The sequence below is a fragment of the Flagellimonas iocasae genome (assembly GCF_042682725.1).
GTDB classification, from domain to species: domain Bacteria; phylum Bacteroidota; class Bacteroidia; order Flavobacteriales; family Flavobacteriaceae; genus Flagellimonas; species Flagellimonas iocasae.
This window is the reverse complement of the sequence record NZ_JBHUHU010000001.1, coordinates 646,948-667,491: the sequence shown is the minus strand read 5'-3', so window position 1 is coordinate 667,491 and position 20,544 is coordinate 646,948. Positions and strand designations below refer to the sequence as shown.

Sequence of the window (20,544 nt, the reverse complement as noted above, 5' to 3'; positions counted from 1 at the left end):
CATTATATTTAGAAAAATCTTGGGGTAAGTACCCTATCCAATCGGTTGAACACATCAAAGCGAATAAAGGCCTCATAGGAACCGCTACTATAATCTGAAATTGTCGTAGTTTCATGGTCATAGGCCACTCCAAGGAAAATGGAATTGGATACTTGAAACCCAACCATGCCGCTTACAGAGGCATTCCAGCGATATGAAGCTCCAAGGGCCAATTTTTCATGAATAAGAAAGTTGGCCGATGCGTCCCATTGAAGTGGAGCACCGCTCACACCCTTAACCAATGTTGCAGGTTTAAATTTTAAATTGGGTCCTAAATCAAATACATAGCCCATAATAAAGAAGTAATGCAAACGCTCCACCGCAATGCCTTCCACATTTGGGTTTTCCAAAGAGTTCTTGTCAAAATGTTTGGTGTTCAGGAAATTCGGAACTGAGACACCTGTATAAAATTTCTCCGTTCTAAAATAGATGCCTGCTCCAACCTGTGGGGCTATTTTCTGGGTGGGCTTAGTTAAGAATAGAGGGTCGTTAGGGTCGTTTATATTGAGTCGGGTATAATCTACATCTAAGATATCCGCCCCTGCTTTTAAGCCAAATGACAATTTGCTCAAGGTCCAACGTGCCAAATTTATAGAATAGGAGTAGTCCACCACTGCGTTAGACTCCAAAGATGGTCCTATTTGGTCATGCACAATGGATAGTCCCAGTCCCATATTTCTATAAAGACCAGTGGGAAAGTTAACGGTAAAGGTTCCGGTTTGTGGTGAGCCATCCAAATTTATCCATTGCGTTCTTCCCAAGACCCCAAAACTCAATACCTCCCGAGATCCTGCATAAGCGGGGTTTACAATTTGAGTGTTGTACATATATTGGGTATACTGTGGGTCTTGTTGTGCTGATGCTGTGAACATTATTACAGTCAAGACGATGGTGTATACCCATTTATTGAAATGTATGTAGAATTGTTTTTGTTTTCTCATTATTGAAGTTGATTAGGTGAAAAATCAATCCCTATTTATATATAGATAGCCAGAATAGCTTTCTTCTCCAGGATTATCTCCCATAAATGTTAGCATATAGAAATAGGTGCCACTTGGCAATTCACGTTCCTTGGCAACGGTGGCTCTTCCATCAGATTGCCCTCTAAAAAAAGAACTACCTGTACCGTAACCTTCCATTTCATAAACCAGCACCCCCCATCGGTTGAAAATCCTTAGTATATTGTTAGGGTAATTTTCTAATCCATCGATTTGGAAGTAATCATTGACACCATCTCCATTAGGGGTAATTCCATTGAAAATTTCAAAATCTGTATCTATCGGATTTGCTGGATTAGCGCAGACATCAACCAATTGCAGAATAATTTCCCCTGAATCATTAGAAACAGAATTGTTACTTATAACCTCCAAGGCCGACACTATTGCCGAATTGGTTACTTCCCCATTATCAATATCTTGCTGATTGATAGAATAATAGGCTTCATATGTCCAAGCTTCATTTATGGATAATATTCCATCATTATTGACATCAGTACCACTTAAAGGTCCAGTAATATTCGCTTGATCCAGAAGGTCATCTTCAAGCATTATTTGGTATAAGTTGATGGCCCCCGTATTTTCTACGGTAAAGGTGTATAGAATAGAATCTCCACAATTATCTCCATCCCGATCTACAACAACTCCCGATTTTACAAGCTCTATTGCTCCTCTTGCTACACAGGCACCTTGTACAGAAGTAATGGTTTCCTCATCTTCTTCAAAAGAGTTATCATCAGAATCGTCTGTTATACTATTCATAGTATTTTGCTCAATTGCACTTACCTGTGCTTGATTTCGGACTTCTCCAGCGATGCTGTCCTGTTCCGAAATAGGGTAAAGTGCTTGGTAGGTCCATGTTTCGCCAACAGAAAGGAAGGTATCTCCATTTATGTCATTTCCTGGTAACGGTCCTTGAATAGTTCCTGGGCCCAACTTTATATCATTTAGAACCACTTGTTCAAGAGTAATTGCTCCTGTGTTTTTTACTGTAAACGTATAGCTGATACTTTCAGGGCAACCATTCCTGTCCACGTCCACTAGTTCAGACCCTGCGATTTTTATGAGTCCAATGGCCGCCTCCGCAATACATGCTCCTGAAACATCCGTGTTCACCACCTCGGAACTGTCACTTACCGTTGTATTTGTAACCGATTCGATTGCAGATATCGAGGCTTGGTTGGTTACTGTTATACCGTCGATATCTGCTTGGGTGATTGGATGGATGGCCTCATAGGTCCATGATTCACCACTGGAAAGCGTTTGGTCACTTCCTGTATCGTCCAAGGGACCACTAATGGGAACCGTCAAGTCTGCATCAGAAAGAACTACTTGTGAGAGATCAACAATTCCAGTATTTGTTACTGTGAAGGTATAATGAATGCTTTCAGGACAGTTATTTCCGTCCAAATCCTCCAGCACACCTTCTTTCGCCAATTCAATTCCTGCAGCAGCACAGAAATTATTGTCCAATTGTAGGCTAATCTCATCCGTGTCGGTTACCGAGTTGTTTGTGTTCTCAACTTCAGCAGTGACGTTGGCTTGATTGGAAACCGAGCCAAAATCCATATCAGCTTGTGTAATCAGATAAGGTACTTCATAGGTCCATATCTCTCCAACAGAGAGAACCTCGTCATTGTCCGTATCGCCTTGTGGCTGTACTGTTATTTCTCCTCCAAGATCAGGGTCATTTAGGACTACATTTTCTAAAGGTATGGTACCTGTGTTTTCCACGATAAAAGTATAGATCAACATTTCAAAGCAGCCATCATTATTCGTATCTAGCCAGCTTTGGCCCATGAAGGTCTTTATAAGCTGTACGGAGGCCGCGGGCGCACAGGCATTGTTCCCGTTCAGGTCGGTGTTTATCTGCACCTGGTCGGATACGTTGTTGTTGGTGCCCTGCTCGGTGGCCGCCACATCGGCGGTGTTGGTGACCGAACCGGTGTCGATGTCGTTCTGCACAAGGGGATAGTCTGCCGTATAGGCCCATACCTCGCCCGGTGACAGTACCTGGTCGTTGCCCACATCCCCCTGCGGGTTGTTGACCTGCCCGCCGATCTTGTCGTCGGTCAGCACGATGTTGTCCAGGTTGACCGTGCCGGTGTTCTCCACGGTGAAGCTGTAGCGGATGATCTCGTTGCAGCCCGACCCGTTGAGGTCCTGGAAGCTGTCCACGGACTTGGTGAGCTGTACGGCAATCGCCGAGCAGAAACCCACTCCCAATGGCGTGTTGACGGTATCGTTGTCGGTGACCTCGTTGGCAGTACCTTCTTCATAGGCCGCTACATCGGCGGTGTTGTCCACCGACCCGGTATCGATGTCATCTGGGGTAAGCAGGTAGGGTACCTGGTAAGTCCATGTTTCACCTACTTCGAGTACTTGATCATTGTCACCAAAATTACTGCTTTGGGGCACCTCGGTGATTTGCCCGCCCAATTTAATATCTGTAAGGAGAATGTTATCTAGTGGTACAATACCAGTATTTTCCAATACAAAGGTATAGACAAGGGTTTCAATACAACCATCATTGTTGGTATCCTGAAAACCTGATCCCCCAATGCTCTTGGTGAGCTGTATGGCAATCGCCGAGCAGAAACCCACTCCCAATGGCGTGTTCACCGTATCGTTATCTGTGACCTCGTTGGCAGTACCTTCTTCATTGGCAGTGACCTCGGCGGTGTTGTCCACCGACCCGGTATCGATGTCATCTGGGGTAAGGAGATAGGGTATTTGGTAGGTCCATGTTTCTCCCACGGCTAGGATTTGGTCATTGTCACCTAAAAGATTGCTCTGGGGCACCTCGTTGATCTGTCCGCCCAACTTAGCATCTGTTAGGACAATATTGTCCAGTGGTATGGCCCCCGTGTTTTCTACCACTAAGGTATAGACCAGGGTCTCAACACATCCATCATTGTTGGTGTCCTGAAAGCCCGATCCTCCTATGCTCTTGGTGAGCTGTATGCCAGATACTGCCGCGCAGAAACCAAGCCCCAATGGTGTGGTGATCTCATCCATGGCAAAAACTTGGTTATTGGTATCTTTTTCATTGGCAGTAACCTCGGCCTGGTTGATAATCTCTGTATCCGTCATATTCTGTTCGGTTATGGAGTGGAGTGCCTGGTAGTTCCATGTTTCCCCTACAGAGAGTACACCATCGTTATTGGCATCTGAAATGGGGCCGTTTATAGGTCCCCCCAAAATATTATCGTTAAGGACTACATCATCAAGGTCTATACCTCCGGTATTGGACACTTCAAAGTTATAACGAATGGTCTCATCACAGCCATTGTTGTCCTGGTCCAGAAATTCTGCAACAGACTTCACCAATGACATACTTGAAGTAAGACAGGCCTGTACAATGGTAGGGTCATGTTCGTCATAACTGGTATCGTCAGAATAATCAAATAAGGATATGCCCGCATCTACTAATGCACCCTGAACAAGCGCTCGATTAGATACAAATCCAGCATCATAATCGGCTTGGACCAAATCATAGTTTGCTTCATAGGTCCAAGTTTCTCCGGGGTCAAGAATTTCATCCATGTTACCATTAGCAGTACGATTTGTGATTTCACCACCCAACTTAACATCCGATAATTTAACATATTCAATAGGAGCGGGACCAAGATTTTGTACATAAAAAGTGTACAGAATGGTTTCGTAGCAGTTATCCGCATCATTATCTGTAGGAGTGGCTTCTTTGATGAGTCCTATACGGGCGGCATCATCAAGACATGTATCATCATCAAAAATGAGATCCGTAATGTCGTCATTGCCGGCTCCACTCCCAAATGTACCTCCAGTACCACTTTGAAGACCATTGTCAGAAAGATCGGATACCTCTATGTTTTGAACCACGGTTTCTGCCGTGACCTCGGCTTGGTTAAGAATATTTCCAATTACTTCAAATTCTGCAGAGTATAAGCCTTGGTATTGCCACTCTTCACCAGGGCTCAGAATACCATCGTCCCCAGTATCAAATCCCGGTATGGGGCCAGGGACCTCTCCTCCAAACTTTTGATCTACCAAAACAACATTGTGCAAACTAATGTTCCCTATATTTCTTACCCTAAAGGAGTATAAAAAGTTCTCAGAACAACCGCTAAGGTCCAGGTCCAAATAATCCCAATACTTAATTAACCCAATGCCCGGGTTCTGACATGCGGACAAATCTACAATTGTAGGGCCGTCATTAAAATGATCCGAAGGATGTGAATCATCATTGACCGTAATACTTGGGTTAGATACCAATTCAGCAGTAACTTGGGCTGGTAGTTCTCCAATCTGGCCATATTCAATATCACTTTGGGAGTGGTTATGGACCACTTGAACGGTCCACGTTTCACCTCCATCCAAAATACCGTTACCATCATCACCACTAAAATCTCCCGGGGGAGGCCCGGCAATAATTCCTCCAAAATCTGGGTCTGTAACTGTTATATTTTGTAGTTCGTCTTCACCGGGTGTACCTTGATTGGTGATGGTATAAGTAAATGTGACGGAATTACAGAGTTGGAAATTGAATACTGGAACAGATTTTACTATGGAAATCCCAGGAACATACATTGGGGAGCCCGCTGTATTATCCAGACCATCGGTATTATCGGAATAGGTTGCATCCAACAGTTCTGATAGGTTAGTAGGATTTGGTTCCAAATCTTGGACCATGAGCTGAGTTGCTAAGCCTATTATTGCTGGGCAAACAAGGAATACAACGATTCTGGCTTTTTTAAGAGAGCGTAAGTCAAGGAGCATAGTAGGGGAGTTAGGTGTTCTTAAGTTTTACAAGGTTTGGGTTAAACTCCGCGATTTTGCCTTAGACCATAGTACCTTACAAAAAGCCCAGTTCATTACCACGCTTATATATTTTGAGTCATTACTAAAATTAAATGTGTAGTGTAATAGTATTCCCAAGGCAAATCTGGATTACGTTTTTTTCATTTCAGCACCTTATATAAGTATGCTTGGTGCAAATCTTCCAAATTCCGGTCGCTATGGAACCTACAACTTTATGAATGGGGGTTATGATTTGACGAAAACGCCTTTTAAATTGACTGATTTTTATTGGGTTCTTTCAGTATTCAAGTTCTATGCTGATTATTTTTGGCGAAGCCCTAGCACAATTTCACGCAAAGAGTTTACACTATTGCCGCAGAAAAACCTGGATTTTCTGTTATGTTGCAATTCGTAGCAAGTCATAATTTAGTACATCACCCGAAGAACCTAAATCCTTTCTTTGAGATTTTTAGCCTCATGGGCGTGCTCGGTTTTCACCAGATCTTCTGGAGTGCTTAAGCAACGAATATGAAAGAGAATTTCATCGAAATGCTCCATTCTATCAAAGATGTTACCGAATAATAATTTTTCTTGACGGGGATATTGATCCATTTGAATAAAAGATGGTTACCACGTAAATTCCAGGGGCAATTCCGCTTATGTCATATTGTTCTTCTTCTGACCTGAACGTTTTGACTAAGTTTCCTGACATGTCATAAATAGAAATCAACTCAACTGGGCTTTCCACTGCTATTCGGATGGTATCATCACTTGGTATAGGATATATTTCGGCTTCGTTTTCTTCATTTCTACCATCTTCAATCACTACTTCATCGTCAGGCAGATTTTCTTCTTCGGCAGCTAGATCTTCTTCTATCTCTTCATTGTTGTCCCCATCTTCTAGGTTTTCAGGACAGTACGGGGGGCCTACGTTAATGTTTACGTGATTATTCTGAACATCAAATTCCTCATCAACTACAATATTGCATAGATTCAATTTCTTTAGCTGGGAATTATTTGTAATTATGGCAAAATCTACTTTTGCCAATTTTGGCGCAGTTACAGATTGCAAATGATCATTGTTGAACACATGAAAAAAACTTCCTATGTGTGGACCACAATAATGCCCAATACTTTTCAATTCTGGCAAATCAATTGCTGTTAAGGCGTGATTTAAATGAAAAGCGATTCCACCACAAACTTTTTCCAGTCTCGAAAGGTCCATCGATGTCATATTGGGGTTTGCATAGATGTGAACATCCCCAAAAGATTGCTCAAATTTGGATATGTCAATACGTTCCAATTGAGGATTTTCAACAAAAACCAAATTTGCACCTACATTATTAAGCTTGGGTAAAATAATTTCCAATAAATCGGGGTTTTCCTCAATCACAAAATTATCTCCAACATATTTTAAAAGGGGAGCTTCTATGACCATAAGGTTTGAATTCCCTCTTATATCCAGTGATCCTTCCACTGAAACCAGATTGGGAAAAATTAGCCTAGTCGGTACTTGATAGTCAGTATCCTGAAACATTCCCAAATCAAGGGCATCCTCTGCTATAATTACATCAACTAAATAATTGTCAGTTTTTGTGGTCGGTTTTAACCCACCTAAGGCAAGATTACACACAATAAAAGTAAGTGTTAGCGTAATTTTTTTCATACTGTCTATTTTAGATTGAAAATAAATTTTGTACTAGCAATACTATTATAATGACCGCTTTCTTGTTAATAGCAATTGACGGATACGTACTTTAACTTGACGAAATGGAGAATTTTCCCTTGATATGCACTATGAGAGCTATAGAGCTATATGGTTACCACATCGTAGAGGGCTTTGAAAACAATTTCTCCTTTAGAATGGAACAGGGCGGATTTTGACGCTACATAAAATACGTCATGCCAACAAGTTTAGAAATATCAAATTTCGGTCAGACCAAATTTTAGATTACCCTACTAAGGTATTTAGCCGTATATGAATCTTGATTTTTAATAATTTTCTCTGGTGTACCTTCTACAATTAAATACCCTCCGTTTTCACCACCTTCTGGGCCTAAATCGATGATATAGTCCGCACATTTAATAAGCTCAATATTATGCTCAATGACTATGACTGAGTGACCCTTGGCAATCAATTCATCAAAGGATTTAAGCAATTTTTTAATGTCATGGAAATGAAGTCCTGTAGTGGGTTCATCAAAGATGAAGAGTGCTTTTTCTTTCGTATTCCCCTTGACCAAGAAGGATGCAAGTTTTATCCGCTGTGCCTCACCACCGGAAAGGGTAGAAGAGGATTGCCCCAGGGTGACATATCCCAATCCCACATCTTGCAAAGGCTGTAATTTGCTTACAACCTTATCTTGCTTATGGGCCTTAAAGTGTTCAATGGCATCATCAATTGTCATGTTAAGAATGTCGTCAATGTTTTTGCCTTCAAACTGTACTTCCAAAATATCCTTTTTGAAACGTTTGCCACTGCAGACATCACATTCTAAATGTACATCTGCCATGAATTGCATTTCCACAGTGATTTCACCTTCGCCTTTGCATTTCTCACAGCGGCCTCCATCCACATTAAACGAAAAATGTTTGGCCTGATACCCTCTCAACTTGCTCAGCTTCTGGGAAGCAAACAGACTTCGGATATCATCGTATGCTTTGATATAGGTTACCGGATTGGAGCGGGAAGAACGACCAATCGGGTTCTGGTCCACAAATTCCACATGCTTAATGTGGGCATACTTGCCCTCCATTTCACTGAATTGCCCTGCTTTTTCACCATAACCACCCACTTCCTTCAATATGGTAGGATAAAGGATTTTCTTCACCAAGGTACTTTTTCCGCTTCCGGATACACCCGTAACGACGGTCAGCATGTTCAATGGAAAGGTGACATCGATATTTTTAAGGTTGTTTTCCCGAGCCCCTTTGATTTGAATATAATGTTTGGAATTCCTTCGCTCTGCAGGAACTTGGATTTCTTTTGAACCATTGAGGTAATCTGCCGTCAAGGAATTTGCCTTTAAAATAGCACTCAAAGTTCCCGTGGCAACCACTTCACCGCCCAAGGTTCCTGCTTCGGGACCAATATCGATGACCTCGTCAGCCGCTTTCATAATATCTTCATCGTGTTCCACCACAATAACGGTATTGCCCAAATCCCGAAGGGATTTAAGCACCTCAATCAAGTTTTCGGTGTCTCTGGGGTGAAGACCGATACTTGGCTCATCCAAAATATACATGGAACCTACCAAACTGCTTCCCAACGAAGTGGCCAAGTTGATACGCTGGCTTTCCCCACCAGAAAGGGTATTCGATTTTCGGTTGAGGGTGAGATAACTCAATCCCACTTTAGCCAAAAAGTCCAAACGGGTCGTAATTTCCGTAATCAATCGTTTGGCAATGGTGTAATCATGTTCCGAAAGTTGGAGGGTCTCAAAAAAAGGAATCAGCTTTTTAATGGGAAGTTCTATCAAATCTGAAATTGATTTGTCACCCACCTTTACATAATTCGCTTCTTTGCGAAGTCGCTTTCCCTTACAAACGGTACACTTGGTTTTACCTCGATAGCGGGAGAGCATCACTCTATTTTGAATTTTGTAACTCTTTTCTTCGAGCTGCTCGAAAAATTTATGGATACCTATAAAATGTTCGTTGCCATCCCAAACCAGTTGTTTTTGTTCTTCGGACAATTCAAACCAAGGCTTGTGGATTGGAAAATCAAACTTGTATGCTGAGTTCACCAATTGATCTCGATACCATCCCATGCTTTCACCGCGCCATGGAAAAACGGCATTTTCATAAACGGATAGGGCGGTGTTGGGAATCACCAAATCCTCATCAATACCGATGACATCACCATAGCCCTCACATTTGGGACAAGCGCCGTAGGGATTGTTAAAACTGAAGAGGTGCACATTGGGTTCTAGGAATTTCATCCCGTCCAATTCAAACTGATTACTGAACACCTTAATTTCTCCACTTTCCAAGTTTTCAATAGCACATTGACCCTTACCTTCAAAAAAGGCATTGTCCACTGCATTGGCCAGTCGGTTGTAGAAATCCTCATCATCCTTTACAATGACCCGGTCCACGACCAAATCAAATTCCCTTCCAACATCCTCTGGTGCTTGATCTATACGAAGCACTTCTCCTTTATATTTAAAACGGGCATATCCTTGCTTTGAAAAAAGCTGCAACGATTTTATAGGGTCACGGTCTTCCTTAATTATAATAGGGGCCAATAATAGGAGTTTTGTGCCTTCAGAAAGGGGCTTTATATAAGTAATGACATCGGTTACCGTATGCTTTTTCACCTCTTTGCCTGAAATAGGGGAGATGGTCTTGCCAATACGGGCATATAGTAATTTTAGATAGTCGTAGATTTCCGTGGTGGTCCCAACCGTGGAACGCGGATTGGTGGAATTCACTTTTTGCTCAATGGCAATAGCAGGAGCTATACCTTTTATATAATCCACTTTAGGTTTGTCCAATTTACCCAAAAACTGACGGGCATAAGACGAAAGGCTCTCCACATATCTACGCTGACCTTCGGCATAAAGGGTATCAAACGCCAAACTGGATTTCCCGGAACCGGACAATCCAGTGATGACCACCAATTTGTTTCTTGGAATAACAACATCTATATTTTTAAGGTTGTGGAGTTTGGCACCTTTTATGATGATATTCTGCTTGGGATCTACGCTGGTAATCGCTGCCATTTGTTAAAATTAGGGCCTCAAAGATACGATACAGGACACTTAATACGTATATTGCACCAGTTAACATATAAAAAATAGCAAATCACAACATAGTTTTTAGGTCGCCTACCTAAATTTCTATATTTGAGTTGTAATTAAAACACTGATAGGCCTATACAGAAATAATTACTTTTTTAAACATTCAACTAAATACCTAAAGTCTTTCTTGGAAAGGAAGGACCGTGATATTAACCAAAAAAAGTAATTTGTATGGAACTACAGATTAATGACTCGATTCTAGTTAAAAACTACATTGCCGGTGATGAAAAGGCTCTTGAAATCCTAATCAACAGGCACAACCAACGAATTTCCAGCTTTATTTATTCCAAGGTAATGGATAGGGATGTTGCAGAAGACATCTTCCAGGACACCTTTATTAAGGTCATCAAAACCTTGAAAAAAGGAAATTACAGTGAAGAAGGTAAGTTTTTGCCTTGGGTAATGCGTATCGCCCACAACCTAATCATAGATCACTTCAGAAAGAACAAGCGTATGCCCAAGTTTGAGGGAAGCGATGACTTCAACATTTTCTCTGTGATCAAGGATGAAAAGCTTAATGCTGAAAAACAAATCATCAAAGATCAGATTGATAACGATCTTACCTTATTGATTGATGAATTGCCCGAAGATCAGCGAGAAGTCTTGATCATGCGTATCTATAAGGATATGAGTTTCAAGGAAATCTCCGAAAACACTGGGGTTAGCATCAATACTGCTTTGGGAAGGATGCGTTATGCGCTGATTAACCTAAGAAAAATCGTTGACCGTAAAAATATCGTTTTGACGAATTAATTTAACACTTTGTCGAAACCAACAATATTTCAATTCTAGCGGCGTTATCTATTTGAAACATTAATGCTAGAATATGGAAAATATTTACTCTGAAGAACAAAAAGCCGTTAAAGCGGTAAAAGCTAGTCAAAGAACAATTGATTTTTTGCTTAGCTATTCAAAATCGATTCATGTAGTTGACTACAAAAAACACCAGTTTGAGGTAACATTAAATTAATTTAAGGATCAAACTGACGAAAAGAGCCGCAATTAGCGGCTCTTTTTGTTTTTAAGCTGTTCGTTGATGACCGATTTTCGGCCAATGGTTCTGGTGATAATGTCTTTTTCCAAGTTCCAACCCCTAGCCGGGCAGTATTCCCTGCCATACCAAATAATCTGGAGGTGAAGTCGGTTCCAAATTTCTTCAGGAAATAATCGTTTGGCGTCTCTTTCCGTTTGCACAACATTTTTTCCATTACTGAATCCCCAGCGGTACATGAGCCTGTGAATATGAGTATCCACTGGAAAAGCTGGGATTCCGAACGCCTGGGAAACCACAACACTGGCCGTTTTATGCCCAACACTGGGTAATTCTTCCAATAATTCAATGCTGCGAGGAACTTTTCCATTGTATTTTTCAATGAGAATCTGTGACAGCCCATGAATTCCTTTCGATTTCATAGGGGAAAGGCCAACCGGCTTAATTATTTCCCGTATCTCATCCACTGAAAGTTTTACCATATCGTAAGGATTGTCGGCCTTTTCAAATAGCAATGGTGTAATTTGATTTACCCGAACATCCGTACTCTGTGCCGATAACAAAACCGCAATCAACAAAGTATAGGGGTCTTTATGATCTAATGGTATGGGAATGGTTGGATAGATTTCATCCAATGTCTGAATAACAAAGTCAACCTTTTCTTGTTTAGTCATTTTTGTTTAATTTTGATAAAAAATAATTAAACAATAAAATAGAGACTGTACACATATGAACATGTTAAAAGTAGGGGATAAAGTACCTGAATTTTCAGCAAAAGACCAAGATGGCAACACAATTAATCTCAGTGATTATAAAGGAAAGAAGCTTGTTGTCTTCTTTTATCCCAAGGCCAACACCCCAGGTTGCACTGTGGAAGCCTGTAATTTACGGGACAATTATAAAGCATTACAAGATGCCGGTTATGAGCTTTTAGGGGTGAGTGCCGATTCCCAAAAGAAGCAGGCGAACTTCAAGAAAAAATTCAGTTTTCCATTTCCTTTATTGGCGGATGAGAACCATACTGTTTTGGAAACCTTTGGTGTTTGGGGTCCAAAAAAATTCATGGGAAGGGAATTCGATGGCATCCACCGAACCACGTTTCTGATCAATGGCGACGGAATGGTAGAACGGGTGATTGAAAAGGTCAAAACCAAGGACCACGCTGCCCAAATATTGGATTAAATAAAAAAGGCGCTTTTAAAAGCGCCTTTTATTTTATCTTAAGCTTCCTCTTTTTCAGGAAGTACTTTTCGTGTAAACAAGTGTTTGGTTTTGATCATTTCCGCGATACCTTCCGGTAGCTCTTCTTCCCAGCCTTCTTCATTGTTTACAATTTTCTTCAGGACATCCCTAGAGAAAATGTGCATCACATCTGGGTCGTAATCAATAATGTCCATCACCTTACCATTATATTTGAAGAATTTGTACAGCTCCTTCATCCGTGGGTGCACCTTTACGTTGTTGCTGGTCATGATTTGGCCCGTTTCTGGGTCTTTCATCGGGTATAAATAGACCTTCAAGTCTTTGAAGAACAGCTTTCCAAAAGCTTCCAAAATACCACCGCTTAAATGACGATAGTATTTCTCATCAAATACATCAATAAGGTTGTTTACCCCCATGGTCAATCCAATCTTGGCCTTGGTGTAGTTGTTGAAATATTCCACCAACTTATAATACTCCTGGAATTTGGAAATGAGCACCGTATGTCCCAAAGAGCAGAGCAATTCAGCTCGGTCCATGAAATCCTGCTCATCAATTTCCCCAGAAACCTTAAGGTTGGACAGGGTAATCTCAAAGACCACAATGGTATTTTCATATTCCACGGTCTGTTCCCGTACAAAAATATCGTACGATTTCTTGAACATATCCATGTTCACTTTGGTCACAGGTCTAAAGCTTCCCCGCAAAGCCAAAATATTTTTCTTGTAGAGTACCGCAGCAGGTAAGAGGTTGTTTCCATCAGGTCCGAACATCACCGCATCAGTCATGTCGTTTTTGATCAACTGCAGGCTCACCAAGCGGTTGTCAACATCTTTGAAATTGGGTCCAGTAAAGTTGACCATATCAATTTCCAAAGTATCCTTGTCGATATGATCATAAAGGTATTTAAGAAGTTTTTTTGGTTTATGGAATTTAAAAAAGGCACCATAAATAAGGTTTACGCCAAGAATCCCAAGAGTTTCCTGCTGTAGACGAGCTTCATTTTGTTTAAAACGAAGATGCAGGACAATTTCATCATATTCCTTTTGGTCCGGGTCCAACTGAAAACGAATTCCCACCCAACCATGGCCTTTGTATCGCTTTGAAAAATCGATGGTAGCTACCGTGTTGGCATAGGTAAAGAACAAATAATCTGGGTTGCTTTCCCGACTGATACGTTCTTCCACCAACTTCATCTCGTGGTTTAGCATTTTCTTTAAGCGCGACTGGGTCACATATCGTCCATCCTCCTCAATCCCATAAATGGCGTCACTAAAGGATTTGTCATAAGCACTCATCGCCTTCGCAATGGTTCCCGAAGCCCCACCAGCCCTAAAAAAATGTCTGGCCGTTTCCTGCCCTGCACCAATTTCTGCAAAAGTTCCATAAATATTCGGGTTCAGGTTAATTCTAAGGGTCTTTGCCTTAATGGAAGGGATGTTTTCAAAAGCATTCTCTTTGCTTGGTACAGTAGGCATATCCGAGAGTTTTGTGAGAAACAAAGTTACACTCTTCATTCAATCTATTAAATAAATAAGTTATAATTTTGGATTTAATGGATGATAAGATGACCATTACCTTTTTAGGCACGGGAACCTCCCAGGGAATACCTGTTATCGGAAGCAATCATCCAGTTTGTCTGAGCAAGGACGCCAAGGACAAAAGATTACGGGTTTCCGTCTTGATTTCGTGGCAGGATTTTAATTATGTAATTGACTGCGGGCCCGATTTTAGGCAACAAATGTTGACCAATCCCATCCCAAAACTGGATGGAATTTTGTTCACGCACGAACACGCGGACCATACGGCAGGAATTGATGACATTCGACCTTTCTTTTTCCGGCAAGGCGACATTCCCGTTTATGCCCATGAACGTGTGATTTCTTCCCTAAAAAGACGATTCGATTACATTTTTGCGGATGAAAATAGATATCCTGGTGCTCCGGCAGTGCAAGTAATTCCTGTGGAAAAGGACAGGCCTTTTGAATTGGGGGATCTTCTTGTGGTTCCTATTGAAGCGTATCACAATCGCTTGCAGGTATTTGGCTATCGATTCAAGGATTTTGTGTATCTGACCGATGTAAAACGGGTGGAAGAGGACCAACTCAAAAAAATTAGAGGAGTCAAAATATTGGTGGTCAATGCACTTCGGAAGGAACCCCACCATTCCCATTTTAATTTAGAGGAGGCCATTGAATTTGCGCAGGAAGTTGGTGCGGAAAAAACATATTTTACGCACATTAGCCATATTATGGGATTTCACGAAGAAGTGGAAAAAGAATTGCCCAAAAACATACATTTGGCCTACGATAACCTACAATTGAAGATATAAACACCATGAAAAGTAAAATTTTTCTTTACCTATTTGTATTTGCGGCGTTAGTTGTGCTGTACCAGTTTGTGAGCACCAGTACTATGCAAAAAGTCATGTCCTCAGATGTGCAACGTTTGGAAACCGAAGTACAACAGCTTCAAGATTCGTTGAAAAAATCGCAATTGAAAATATTGGACATGCAATATTTCACCTTGGAAAACAATGATGATGCCTTGGCGTATTTTGACCATTTGAATTTGGAAGACCCATCCCGATATATTCAAGATAAACTATTGGAAACCAATGAACCAACAGGGGATAATCCTTTAATTCCCTACGAAGGGATGGAGAGTGATTTCAAAATCAACAAAATTAAGGTGTTGAACCACAAATGGATTCTTGCCGATTTTTCGGATGGAAAATACTGGGGAGACTTGATCATCAAGTACGAGCTTAAGGACAACTTGAGTATAGATTTTACGTTATTGGACCACTTGCTTTACGCCCGAAGCAACTAACAATTTTGTTTTTTGTCATTCTGAACGAAGTGAAGAATATCATTTTGCTATTGAAAGGGAAATAGATTCTTCGAGTACTGCGTACTTTCAGGATGACAGCTAACTTTGTAAGCAAAGTCGAAGTAGTAAATAGCAAATAAGGATTCATACCTTAATCATTTGCCACAATATTATATCAAATCCCAGAATCGAATTTTTAATGACCCAATCAGACGTTTATATTGTAAATGAGGACATGAATGAAGTCTATGAATTGATTCTTTCTTCAATAAAGAATAAAAAGAACCGACTTTCTGGAGCAATTGGCCTTGATGGAGGACTTGACATAACACCAAATTTACCGTTAGGTATACTTGACCCGCAAGGTGGGCATATTTCAAAGGTTAATTTAACTGTGGTCAATATTAGTTCTGATGGAAAACTCTGCAAAATGGAATTGAATAGGATTAACGGTCCGACTTATAAAATTCATGCCAACTTCTCCCTTGGATTCACATTCATTACTATTATCATTATCGTAATTTATACGTTCAGCAATCTTAACAATTTTCAATGGGAGATTCTTGTAATGCCTTTATTTGGACTTTTATATTTTTTTGCGTTTGAGGGACTGGTAGCAACTACAATCTTAAACACAAAAGAAAGAATATTGAAGATACTAGCGGACAAAAAAATTAATTACAAAAAACAGTAGCTAACTCGGGCTGTAATTTTTCGCTGCAATTCGTTAACTTAAATCCTTTCCACCAACCACTTTCGGAAGGAATAGAAATTTTGTTGGGAGACGCCATGCCCAATGGGAAATTCCTCATAGGTAAAATCAATGTTCAATTTCTCTAGAAAATCAGGTGTTTTTTGGGCCCATTCCACGGGAATCACTTGGTCTACTTGCCCGTGGGAAGCATAAATGTGCAGATTGCTATGGTCTTTTTCAGCGTAGTCTTCCCTTAAAATCCGTTCGTTGATATACCCGCTCAATGCCACCACATTTCTTACTTTTTCAGGAAAAGAAAGGGCAACGGCATAGCTTAGAATGGTACCTTGGCTAAAGCCCAACAGCGTGATGTTCTTTTCATCCAAATCATAAGCTGCGACGGCCTCATCCATAAAAGCCACAATTTTATCTCGGGATTCCTTGGCTTGCTCATCATCACTCCATTTTCCGTATTCCGCATCAAAATTAATGGCATACCAAGCGTGTCCAAATGGGTCCAAATCATAAGGTGCTCGAACAGAAATCACCTCCAATTCCTCTGGGAGTTCAGAAGCAAAGGAAAACAAGTCCTCTTCATTACTTCCATAGCCATGAAACATAAAAAGCGCTGGCTTTTTTCCTGATGACAAGGATGATGGACGTAGGAGGTATTCTAAGGAAAGTGAAGGTTGGGACATGATAATCTATTAAGAAATAAAGGTAAACCATTTTTGAAAATAGGGGCCCAGAACAGGCAAAGGTTGGGTCTTTTCATTCAACGCTTGAATAAATCCATACCCCCAAAGCACCAGATAAAAAAGATATAAGGGAAGCGCAAAATATACAACTCCCATAAAAGTTAGGACGATGGCCAGCGCATGAAATAATAAGTGAATTCCGAAGGCTTGCCGGATATGAAAACGGGCAAAGGCATTCTTAGGTTCCATATTCATGGTGATGGCAATCAAACATCCAACGATGGTGATATAGGCCACAATGGCCGTTGTTCTTCCTGGATTGGGCTTGCTCAAAATATTAAATTGAAGTTTTATTGTTATTGATTACCCCGTATACGTTGCCCTTGAGCTGCGCGCCCAAGAACATACTGTTTTCGGAAGTGGACAAAATATCTTCCACTCCAAAAATGTGCTCTCCATCTGGGTCAAAGAGTGTTAAACATGCCTTTTCACCTTCTTTTATAGCTGGTGTCTCCAGACCAAAACGTTCACGACCTTTGGTCAATAAGGATATGGTTTCTTCCATACCAAGGATGTTGTTCAAGCTTCCAAAAGCGGTTTCAAGACCGATGGAACCATCCATGGCATTGTCAAACTCCACCCGTTTTCCTTCAACATCAATCGGGATATGATCACTAGTAACAAAATCGATGGTACCGTCCTTTAGTCCTTTTACCAAGGCTTTGCTATCCTGCCTGGTTCGCAAGGGAGGGGACACCTTGAAATTGGTATCAAAATCCTCCAAGGTTTCATCGGTAAAGACCAAGTTATGGATGGCCACACTGCAACTCACATCCAATCCCTTTTTCTTCGCATTGGCAATCAGTTTTACGGATTCCGCAGTTGAAATGGTGGGGATGTGCAATTTTCCGCCAGTGTATTCCAGGATAAACAAATCTCTGGCAATTTGAAGCTCTTCCGCCAAAGCTGGTATTCCTTTCAGTCCCAAACGGGTAGAAACCACACCTTCATGTACAATTCCTTTTCCTTTAATATGGATATCTTGGGGATGTGAAAAAACCAGTCCCTCAAAATTTTGTGCGTAGAGCAGTGCAATCTTTAAAAGATTGGGGTTCACAATCTGCTGTTTGAAGTCGTAAAAACCAACCGCCCCAGCATTTTTCATGTCGAACAGCTCAGCAAGGTCAACACCCTCCGCATTTTTGGTCAACGTTCCCAAAGGATAGAGATTTGTTGATTTTCCAAGGCTGCGTTCCTTCAAAAAAACTACATCAGAACTGGTATCTGGAACAGGGTAGGTGTTGGGGTAGAGGACAATATCGGTAAAACCACTTTTGATGGCCACAGTTAGTCCATTAGCAATGGTCTCCCGCTCTTCATGTCCGGGTTCACCAAAACTCACGCCACTATCAAACCATCCCAACGAGACATGAAGATTTTTAAAATCAACTTCTTTGGTGTTTGAAGGCGTTTCAATGGAAGTGGCAATCTTTTCTATAATCCCATTTTTGATTAGGATGTCCCGCTTTTTCAAATGCAGATCCTTATTTTCCGGGCACACGATTTTTGCAGACTTCAGCAGAATGTTCATGTAATGAATTTTTGGATAATTACCTCGGTCAACGCCAAAAGCAACGCTAAAATAACAAACCATTTCCAATATGCAGTAATATTGCTTTCAGCTTCCAAGTATTCAAAAAGTGAAGCAATGGAATCTTGCGTACTGGCGTTTGGTATGCTTTCAACGTCCAAGTAATTGAGTTTGCTTTCGGTCCTCGGATAGTCAAAACTTATATTTTGTAGCGATTCACCTTCTTGGTTGATGGTATAAATCCCGTCTGAGGTCGGATTTTGGTCAAAAGTGAGGCGAACCCTGTTGGGAAAGGTCTGCTGCAGCGGTATAAAATCGTAATCCTCCTTAGAAACGTTCAGGATGTCATCGCTTCCCAAATTTGTTGAAATATCCAATGTACTGATTTCACCTACGGTGTGGTAAATATCCGATACCTGTAGGCTCGATGTAGCCATATTATAAAATGTGGGCACAATTAAGGGGGAGTTTTTAAAGTTGGAATTATTACTTTCCAGCGATGCGGTGAACACATAAAATCCATCATCACCCAACAAAAAGGCATCGGTTCCTTCCAACGAAAGAATTTTGGGCAAGTTGGATTGCACCTTATAATACTCCTTTAAAGTAGGGTACTGAAAATTGGTCACTCTCTTTTCAAATACGTTTTTATATAACGGATGGTCAAATGAAATTGAGGTCACTTTAGTGCTGTTGGCCACCTTTTCGATGAGTTGTAACGGAGAAAAAGCGGACAAAAATGAGTTATAGGAGGCAAAATCACTTTGGTTTGAAGGAATTACAATCAAGGTTCCCCCATTATCCTTAAACGTTCGTAGTATTTTTTGCAGGCTACTGGGGATGGATTGCAAATTATCCAAGACCACAACATTTTGTTCATCCAACGCACTGTAATCCAACTTATTTAAAGGGAATTTCTGGAATTCAAATTCAGTGTCAGGGTACAATCGCTCCAAATAATCATTTTCTGAAGCGCTGACGGCAAGCACTTTTATTTTTTCCCGCTCATTAATGTTGAAATAGAATCGGTTGTCGTAGCCCAGTCCATTCTCGGTAATATTCAATCTACCATTGATTTTAGTATTACCAGGAATGGAGAAAATTACTTCGGCAGTACCGTTGGAATTGAATTTAGCGGCCGATTTTGCAATGAGCGTATCATTGTTGAACAAGGAAATGGGCAAATTCTCCTCCTCAGAACCTCCAGAGAGCAATACGGTAAGTTTAGGCTGCTCCGATAATTCATCCTCAAGGTAAACAGAATCTATGGAAACATTTTGCGCTTCTCTGGGTTGAACTGGAACTAGGTGAACCGAAATCAGCGAATCTTGAGTTGGAGTATTGGATGCTATGCGTTGTTGGAAATCTGAAATAACAATCAGATTCTTTATAGTACTAGTCGATTTTGAAAATAGCGTTGTAGCCTTCAGCTTGATTTCCTCCAGATTTAACTGCTTGTGGGTATATGGAAGGGACAGCAATATATTTTGAATGTCATTGATGTTGACATCATCATAGGTGCTTTCATTAGTAAACAAACTAAAAACGGTTTCCCCCTTACTATTTCGGATTAGGTCCTGAACTGCTTTTTCCAAGAGGGATAACCCATTGGTTTTTGCCTGCATACTGAACGAGTTATCCAAATAGACTACAGTCTCTTTCTCTCGAAGCGCAGTTTCCGTAGATGAAAAGGGTTGGGCAAAAGCGATGATAATGGCAGCCATCAACGCTAGTCGGGTCAATAACAGCAACCATTTTTTCAAGGAGTTACTTTTTCGGGACTCAGAAACCACCTTTTGCAGCATGGCTACATTGGTGAACGGTGTCTTTTTATACCTACGTAATTGAAATAAATGAATGAGGACAGGAATGACAAGTAGTGCGAGGGCCCAAAGAATTTCCGGATGTTTAAACTGCATTCCC

The 20,544-nt window shown here is 41.0% G+C and carries 15 protein-coding genes; 5 read left to right on the top strand and 10 right to left on the bottom strand.

Features of this window, described 5'->3' with window-relative positions; all coding sequences use genetic code 11:
• Positions 1–8 precede the first annotated feature (8 nt).
• From ACFSJE_RS03025 to uvrA, 4 genes are all read right to left on the bottom strand, one after another.
• On the bottom strand, positions 9–980 hold the full coding sequence (locus ACFSJE_RS03025) for a PorP/SprF family type IX secretion system membrane protein (RefSeq protein ID WP_379829501.1): 972 nt from the start codon (positions 978–980) through the stop codon (positions 9–11).
• 24 nt (positions 981–1,004) lie between these two features.
• Complete coding sequence (locus tag ACFSJE_RS03020; RefSeq protein ID WP_379829500.1) at positions 1,005–5,705, bottom strand: DUF7507 domain-containing protein; 4,701 nt, start codon at positions 5,703–5,705, stop codon at positions 1,005–1,007.
• A 679-nt stretch (positions 5,706–6,384) separates the two neighbouring features.
• Complete coding sequence (locus tag ACFSJE_RS03015; RefSeq protein WP_379829499.1) at positions 6,385–7,479, bottom strand: T9SS type A sorting domain-containing protein; 1,095 nt, start codon at positions 7,477–7,479, stop codon at positions 6,385–6,387.
• Positions 7,480–7,759: 280 nt separating this feature from the next.
• On the bottom strand, positions 7,760–10,537 hold the full coding sequence (gene uvrA, locus ACFSJE_RS03010; protein WP_379829498.1) for an excinuclease ABC subunit UvrA: 2,778 nt from the start codon (positions 10,535–10,537) through the stop codon (positions 7,760–7,762).
• A 249-nt stretch (positions 10,538–10,786) separates the two neighbouring features.
• On the opposite strand from uvrA, the gene ACFSJE_RS03005 reads away from it, so the two are divergent.
• Positions 10,787–11,368, top strand: coding sequence for an RNA polymerase sigma factor (locus ACFSJE_RS03005; RefSeq protein WP_379829497.1), 582 nt, complete (start codon positions 10,787–10,789; stop codon positions 11,366–11,368).
• A gap of 249 nt (positions 11,369–11,617) precedes the next feature.
• Here the strand turns inward: ACFSJE_RS03005 and ACFSJE_RS03000 are convergent, their stop codons facing one another.
• Entirely contained in the window at positions 11,618–12,280 is a 663-nt protein-coding gene (locus ACFSJE_RS03000; protein ID WP_379829496.1) for an endonuclease III domain-containing protein, read from the bottom strand.
• A 55-nt stretch (positions 12,281–12,335) separates the two neighbouring features.
• On the opposite strand from ACFSJE_RS03000, the gene bcp reads away from it, so the two are divergent.
• Positions 12,336–12,788 carry a thioredoxin-dependent thiol peroxidase gene (gene bcp / locus ACFSJE_RS02995; RefSeq protein WP_379829495.1) on the top strand — a complete coding sequence of 151 codons (453 nt, stop codon included), beginning with the start codon at positions 12,336–12,338 and terminating at the stop codon, positions 12,786–12,788.
• A 38-nt stretch (positions 12,789–12,826) separates the two neighbouring features.
• Here bcp and ACFSJE_RS02990 read toward each other — a convergent pair whose 3' ends face one another.
• Positions 12,827–14,284 carry a TonB-dependent receptor gene (locus tag ACFSJE_RS02990; protein ID WP_379829494.1) on the bottom strand — a complete coding sequence of 486 codons (1,458 nt, stop codon included), beginning with the start codon at positions 14,282–14,284 and terminating at the stop codon, positions 12,827–12,829.
• A gap of 89 nt (positions 14,285–14,373) precedes the next feature.
• Here ACFSJE_RS02990 and ACFSJE_RS02985 point away from each other — a divergent pair, with 89 nt between their 5' ends.
• The 3 genes from ACFSJE_RS02985 to ACFSJE_RS02975 all read left to right on the top strand — a co-directional run bounded on the left by ACFSJE_RS02985 (position 14,374) and on the right by ACFSJE_RS02975 (position 16,332).
• Positions 14,374–15,138: an MBL fold metallo-hydrolase gene (locus tag ACFSJE_RS02985; RefSeq protein WP_379830036.1), complete on the top strand. Its 765-nt coding sequence runs from the start codon at positions 14,374–14,376 to the stop codon at positions 15,136–15,138.
• A gap of 5 nt (positions 15,139–15,143) precedes the next feature.
• A complete protein-coding gene (locus ACFSJE_RS02980) occupies positions 15,144–15,638 on the top strand; it encodes a hydrolase (RefSeq protein WP_379829493.1) in 495 nt (164 codons plus the stop codon).
• 199 nt (positions 15,639–15,837) lie between these two features.
• The gene (locus ACFSJE_RS02975) at positions 15,838–16,332 is read left to right on the top strand and encodes a hypothetical protein (RefSeq protein ID WP_379829492.1); all 495 of its coding nucleotides are present in this window, start codon (positions 15,838–15,840) and stop codon (positions 16,330–16,332) included.
• A 38-nt stretch (positions 16,333–16,370) separates the two neighbouring features.
• On the opposite strand, the gene ACFSJE_RS02970 is transcribed toward ACFSJE_RS02975, so the two are convergent.
• Genes ACFSJE_RS02970 through ACFSJE_RS02955 form a run of 4 tightly spaced genes read right to left on the bottom strand, consistent with a single transcriptional unit; the run spans position 16,371 to position 20,540 of the window.
• Positions 16,371–17,030 (bottom strand): alpha/beta hydrolase, encoded by a 660-nt coding sequence (locus tag ACFSJE_RS02970; protein ID WP_379829491.1) that lies wholly within the window; start codon positions 17,028–17,030, stop codon positions 16,371–16,373.
• A 9-nt stretch (positions 17,031–17,039) separates the two neighbouring features.
• Positions 17,040–17,363, bottom strand: coding sequence for a hypothetical protein (locus tag ACFSJE_RS02965; protein WP_379829490.1), 324 nt, complete (start codon positions 17,361–17,363; stop codon positions 17,040–17,042).
• Positions 17,364–17,367: 4 nt separating this feature from the next.
• Positions 17,368–18,621 (bottom strand): dihydroorotase, encoded by a 1,254-nt coding sequence (locus ACFSJE_RS02960; protein ID WP_379829489.1) that lies wholly within the window; start codon positions 18,619–18,621, stop codon positions 17,368–17,370.
• A complete protein-coding gene (locus tag ACFSJE_RS02955) occupies positions 18,618–20,540 on the bottom strand; it encodes a BatA domain-containing protein (RefSeq protein WP_379829488.1) in 1,923 nt (640 codons plus the stop codon). The genes ACFSJE_RS02960 and ACFSJE_RS02955 overlap by 4 nt, the downstream gene beginning before the upstream one ends.
• Between the last annotated feature and the right edge of the window lie 4 nt (positions 20,541–20,544).

Excerpts from the sequence above, each read along its gene's own strand:
- ACFSJE_RS03025 (WP_379829501.1), bottom strand. The coding sequence starts at position 980 with ATGAGAAAACAAAAACAATTCTACATACATTTCAATAAATGGGTATAC.
- ACFSJE_RS03020 (WP_379829500.1), bottom strand. The coding sequence starts at position 5,705 with ATGGTCCAAGATTTGGAACCAAATCCTACTAACCTATCAGAACTGTTG.
- ACFSJE_RS03015 (WP_379829499.1), bottom strand. The coding sequence starts at position 7,479 with ATGAAAAAAATTACGCTAACACTTACTTTTATTGTGTGTAATCTTGCC.
- uvrA (WP_379829498.1), bottom strand. The coding sequence starts at position 10,537 with ATGGCAGCGATTACCAGCGTAGATCCCAAGCAGAATATCATCATAAAA.
- ACFSJE_RS03005 (WP_379829497.1), top strand. The coding sequence starts at position 10,787 with ATGGAACTACAGATTAATGACTCGATTCTAGTTAAAAACTACATTGCC.
- ACFSJE_RS03000 (WP_379829496.1), bottom strand. The coding sequence starts at position 12,280 with ATGACTAAACAAGAAAAGGTTGACTTTGTTATTCAGACATTGGATGAA.
- bcp (WP_379829495.1), top strand. The coding sequence starts at position 12,336 with ATGAACATGTTAAAAGTAGGGGATAAAGTACCTGAATTTTCAGCAAAA.
- ACFSJE_RS02990 (WP_379829494.1), bottom strand. The coding sequence starts at position 14,284 with ATGCCTACTGTACCAAGCAAAGAGAATGCTTTTGAAAACATCCCTTCC.
- ACFSJE_RS02985 (WP_379830036.1), top strand. The coding sequence starts at position 14,374 with ATGACCATTACCTTTTTAGGCACGGGAACCTCCCAGGGAATACCTGTT.
- ACFSJE_RS02980 (WP_379829493.1), top strand. The coding sequence starts at position 15,144 with ATGAAAAGTAAAATTTTTCTTTACCTATTTGTATTTGCGGCGTTAGTT.
- ACFSJE_RS02975 (WP_379829492.1), top strand. The coding sequence starts at position 15,838 with ATGACCCAATCAGACGTTTATATTGTAAATGAGGACATGAATGAAGTC.
- ACFSJE_RS02970 (WP_379829491.1), bottom strand. The coding sequence starts at position 17,030 with ATGTCCCAACCTTCACTTTCCTTAGAATACCTCCTACGTCCATCATCC.
- ACFSJE_RS02960 (WP_379829489.1), bottom strand. The coding sequence starts at position 18,621 with ATGAACATTCTGCTGAAGTCTGCAAAAATCGTGTGCCCGGAAAATAAG.
- ACFSJE_RS02955 (WP_379829488.1), bottom strand. The coding sequence starts at position 20,540 with ATGCAGTTTAAACATCCGGAAATTCTTTGGGCCCTCGCACTACTTGTC.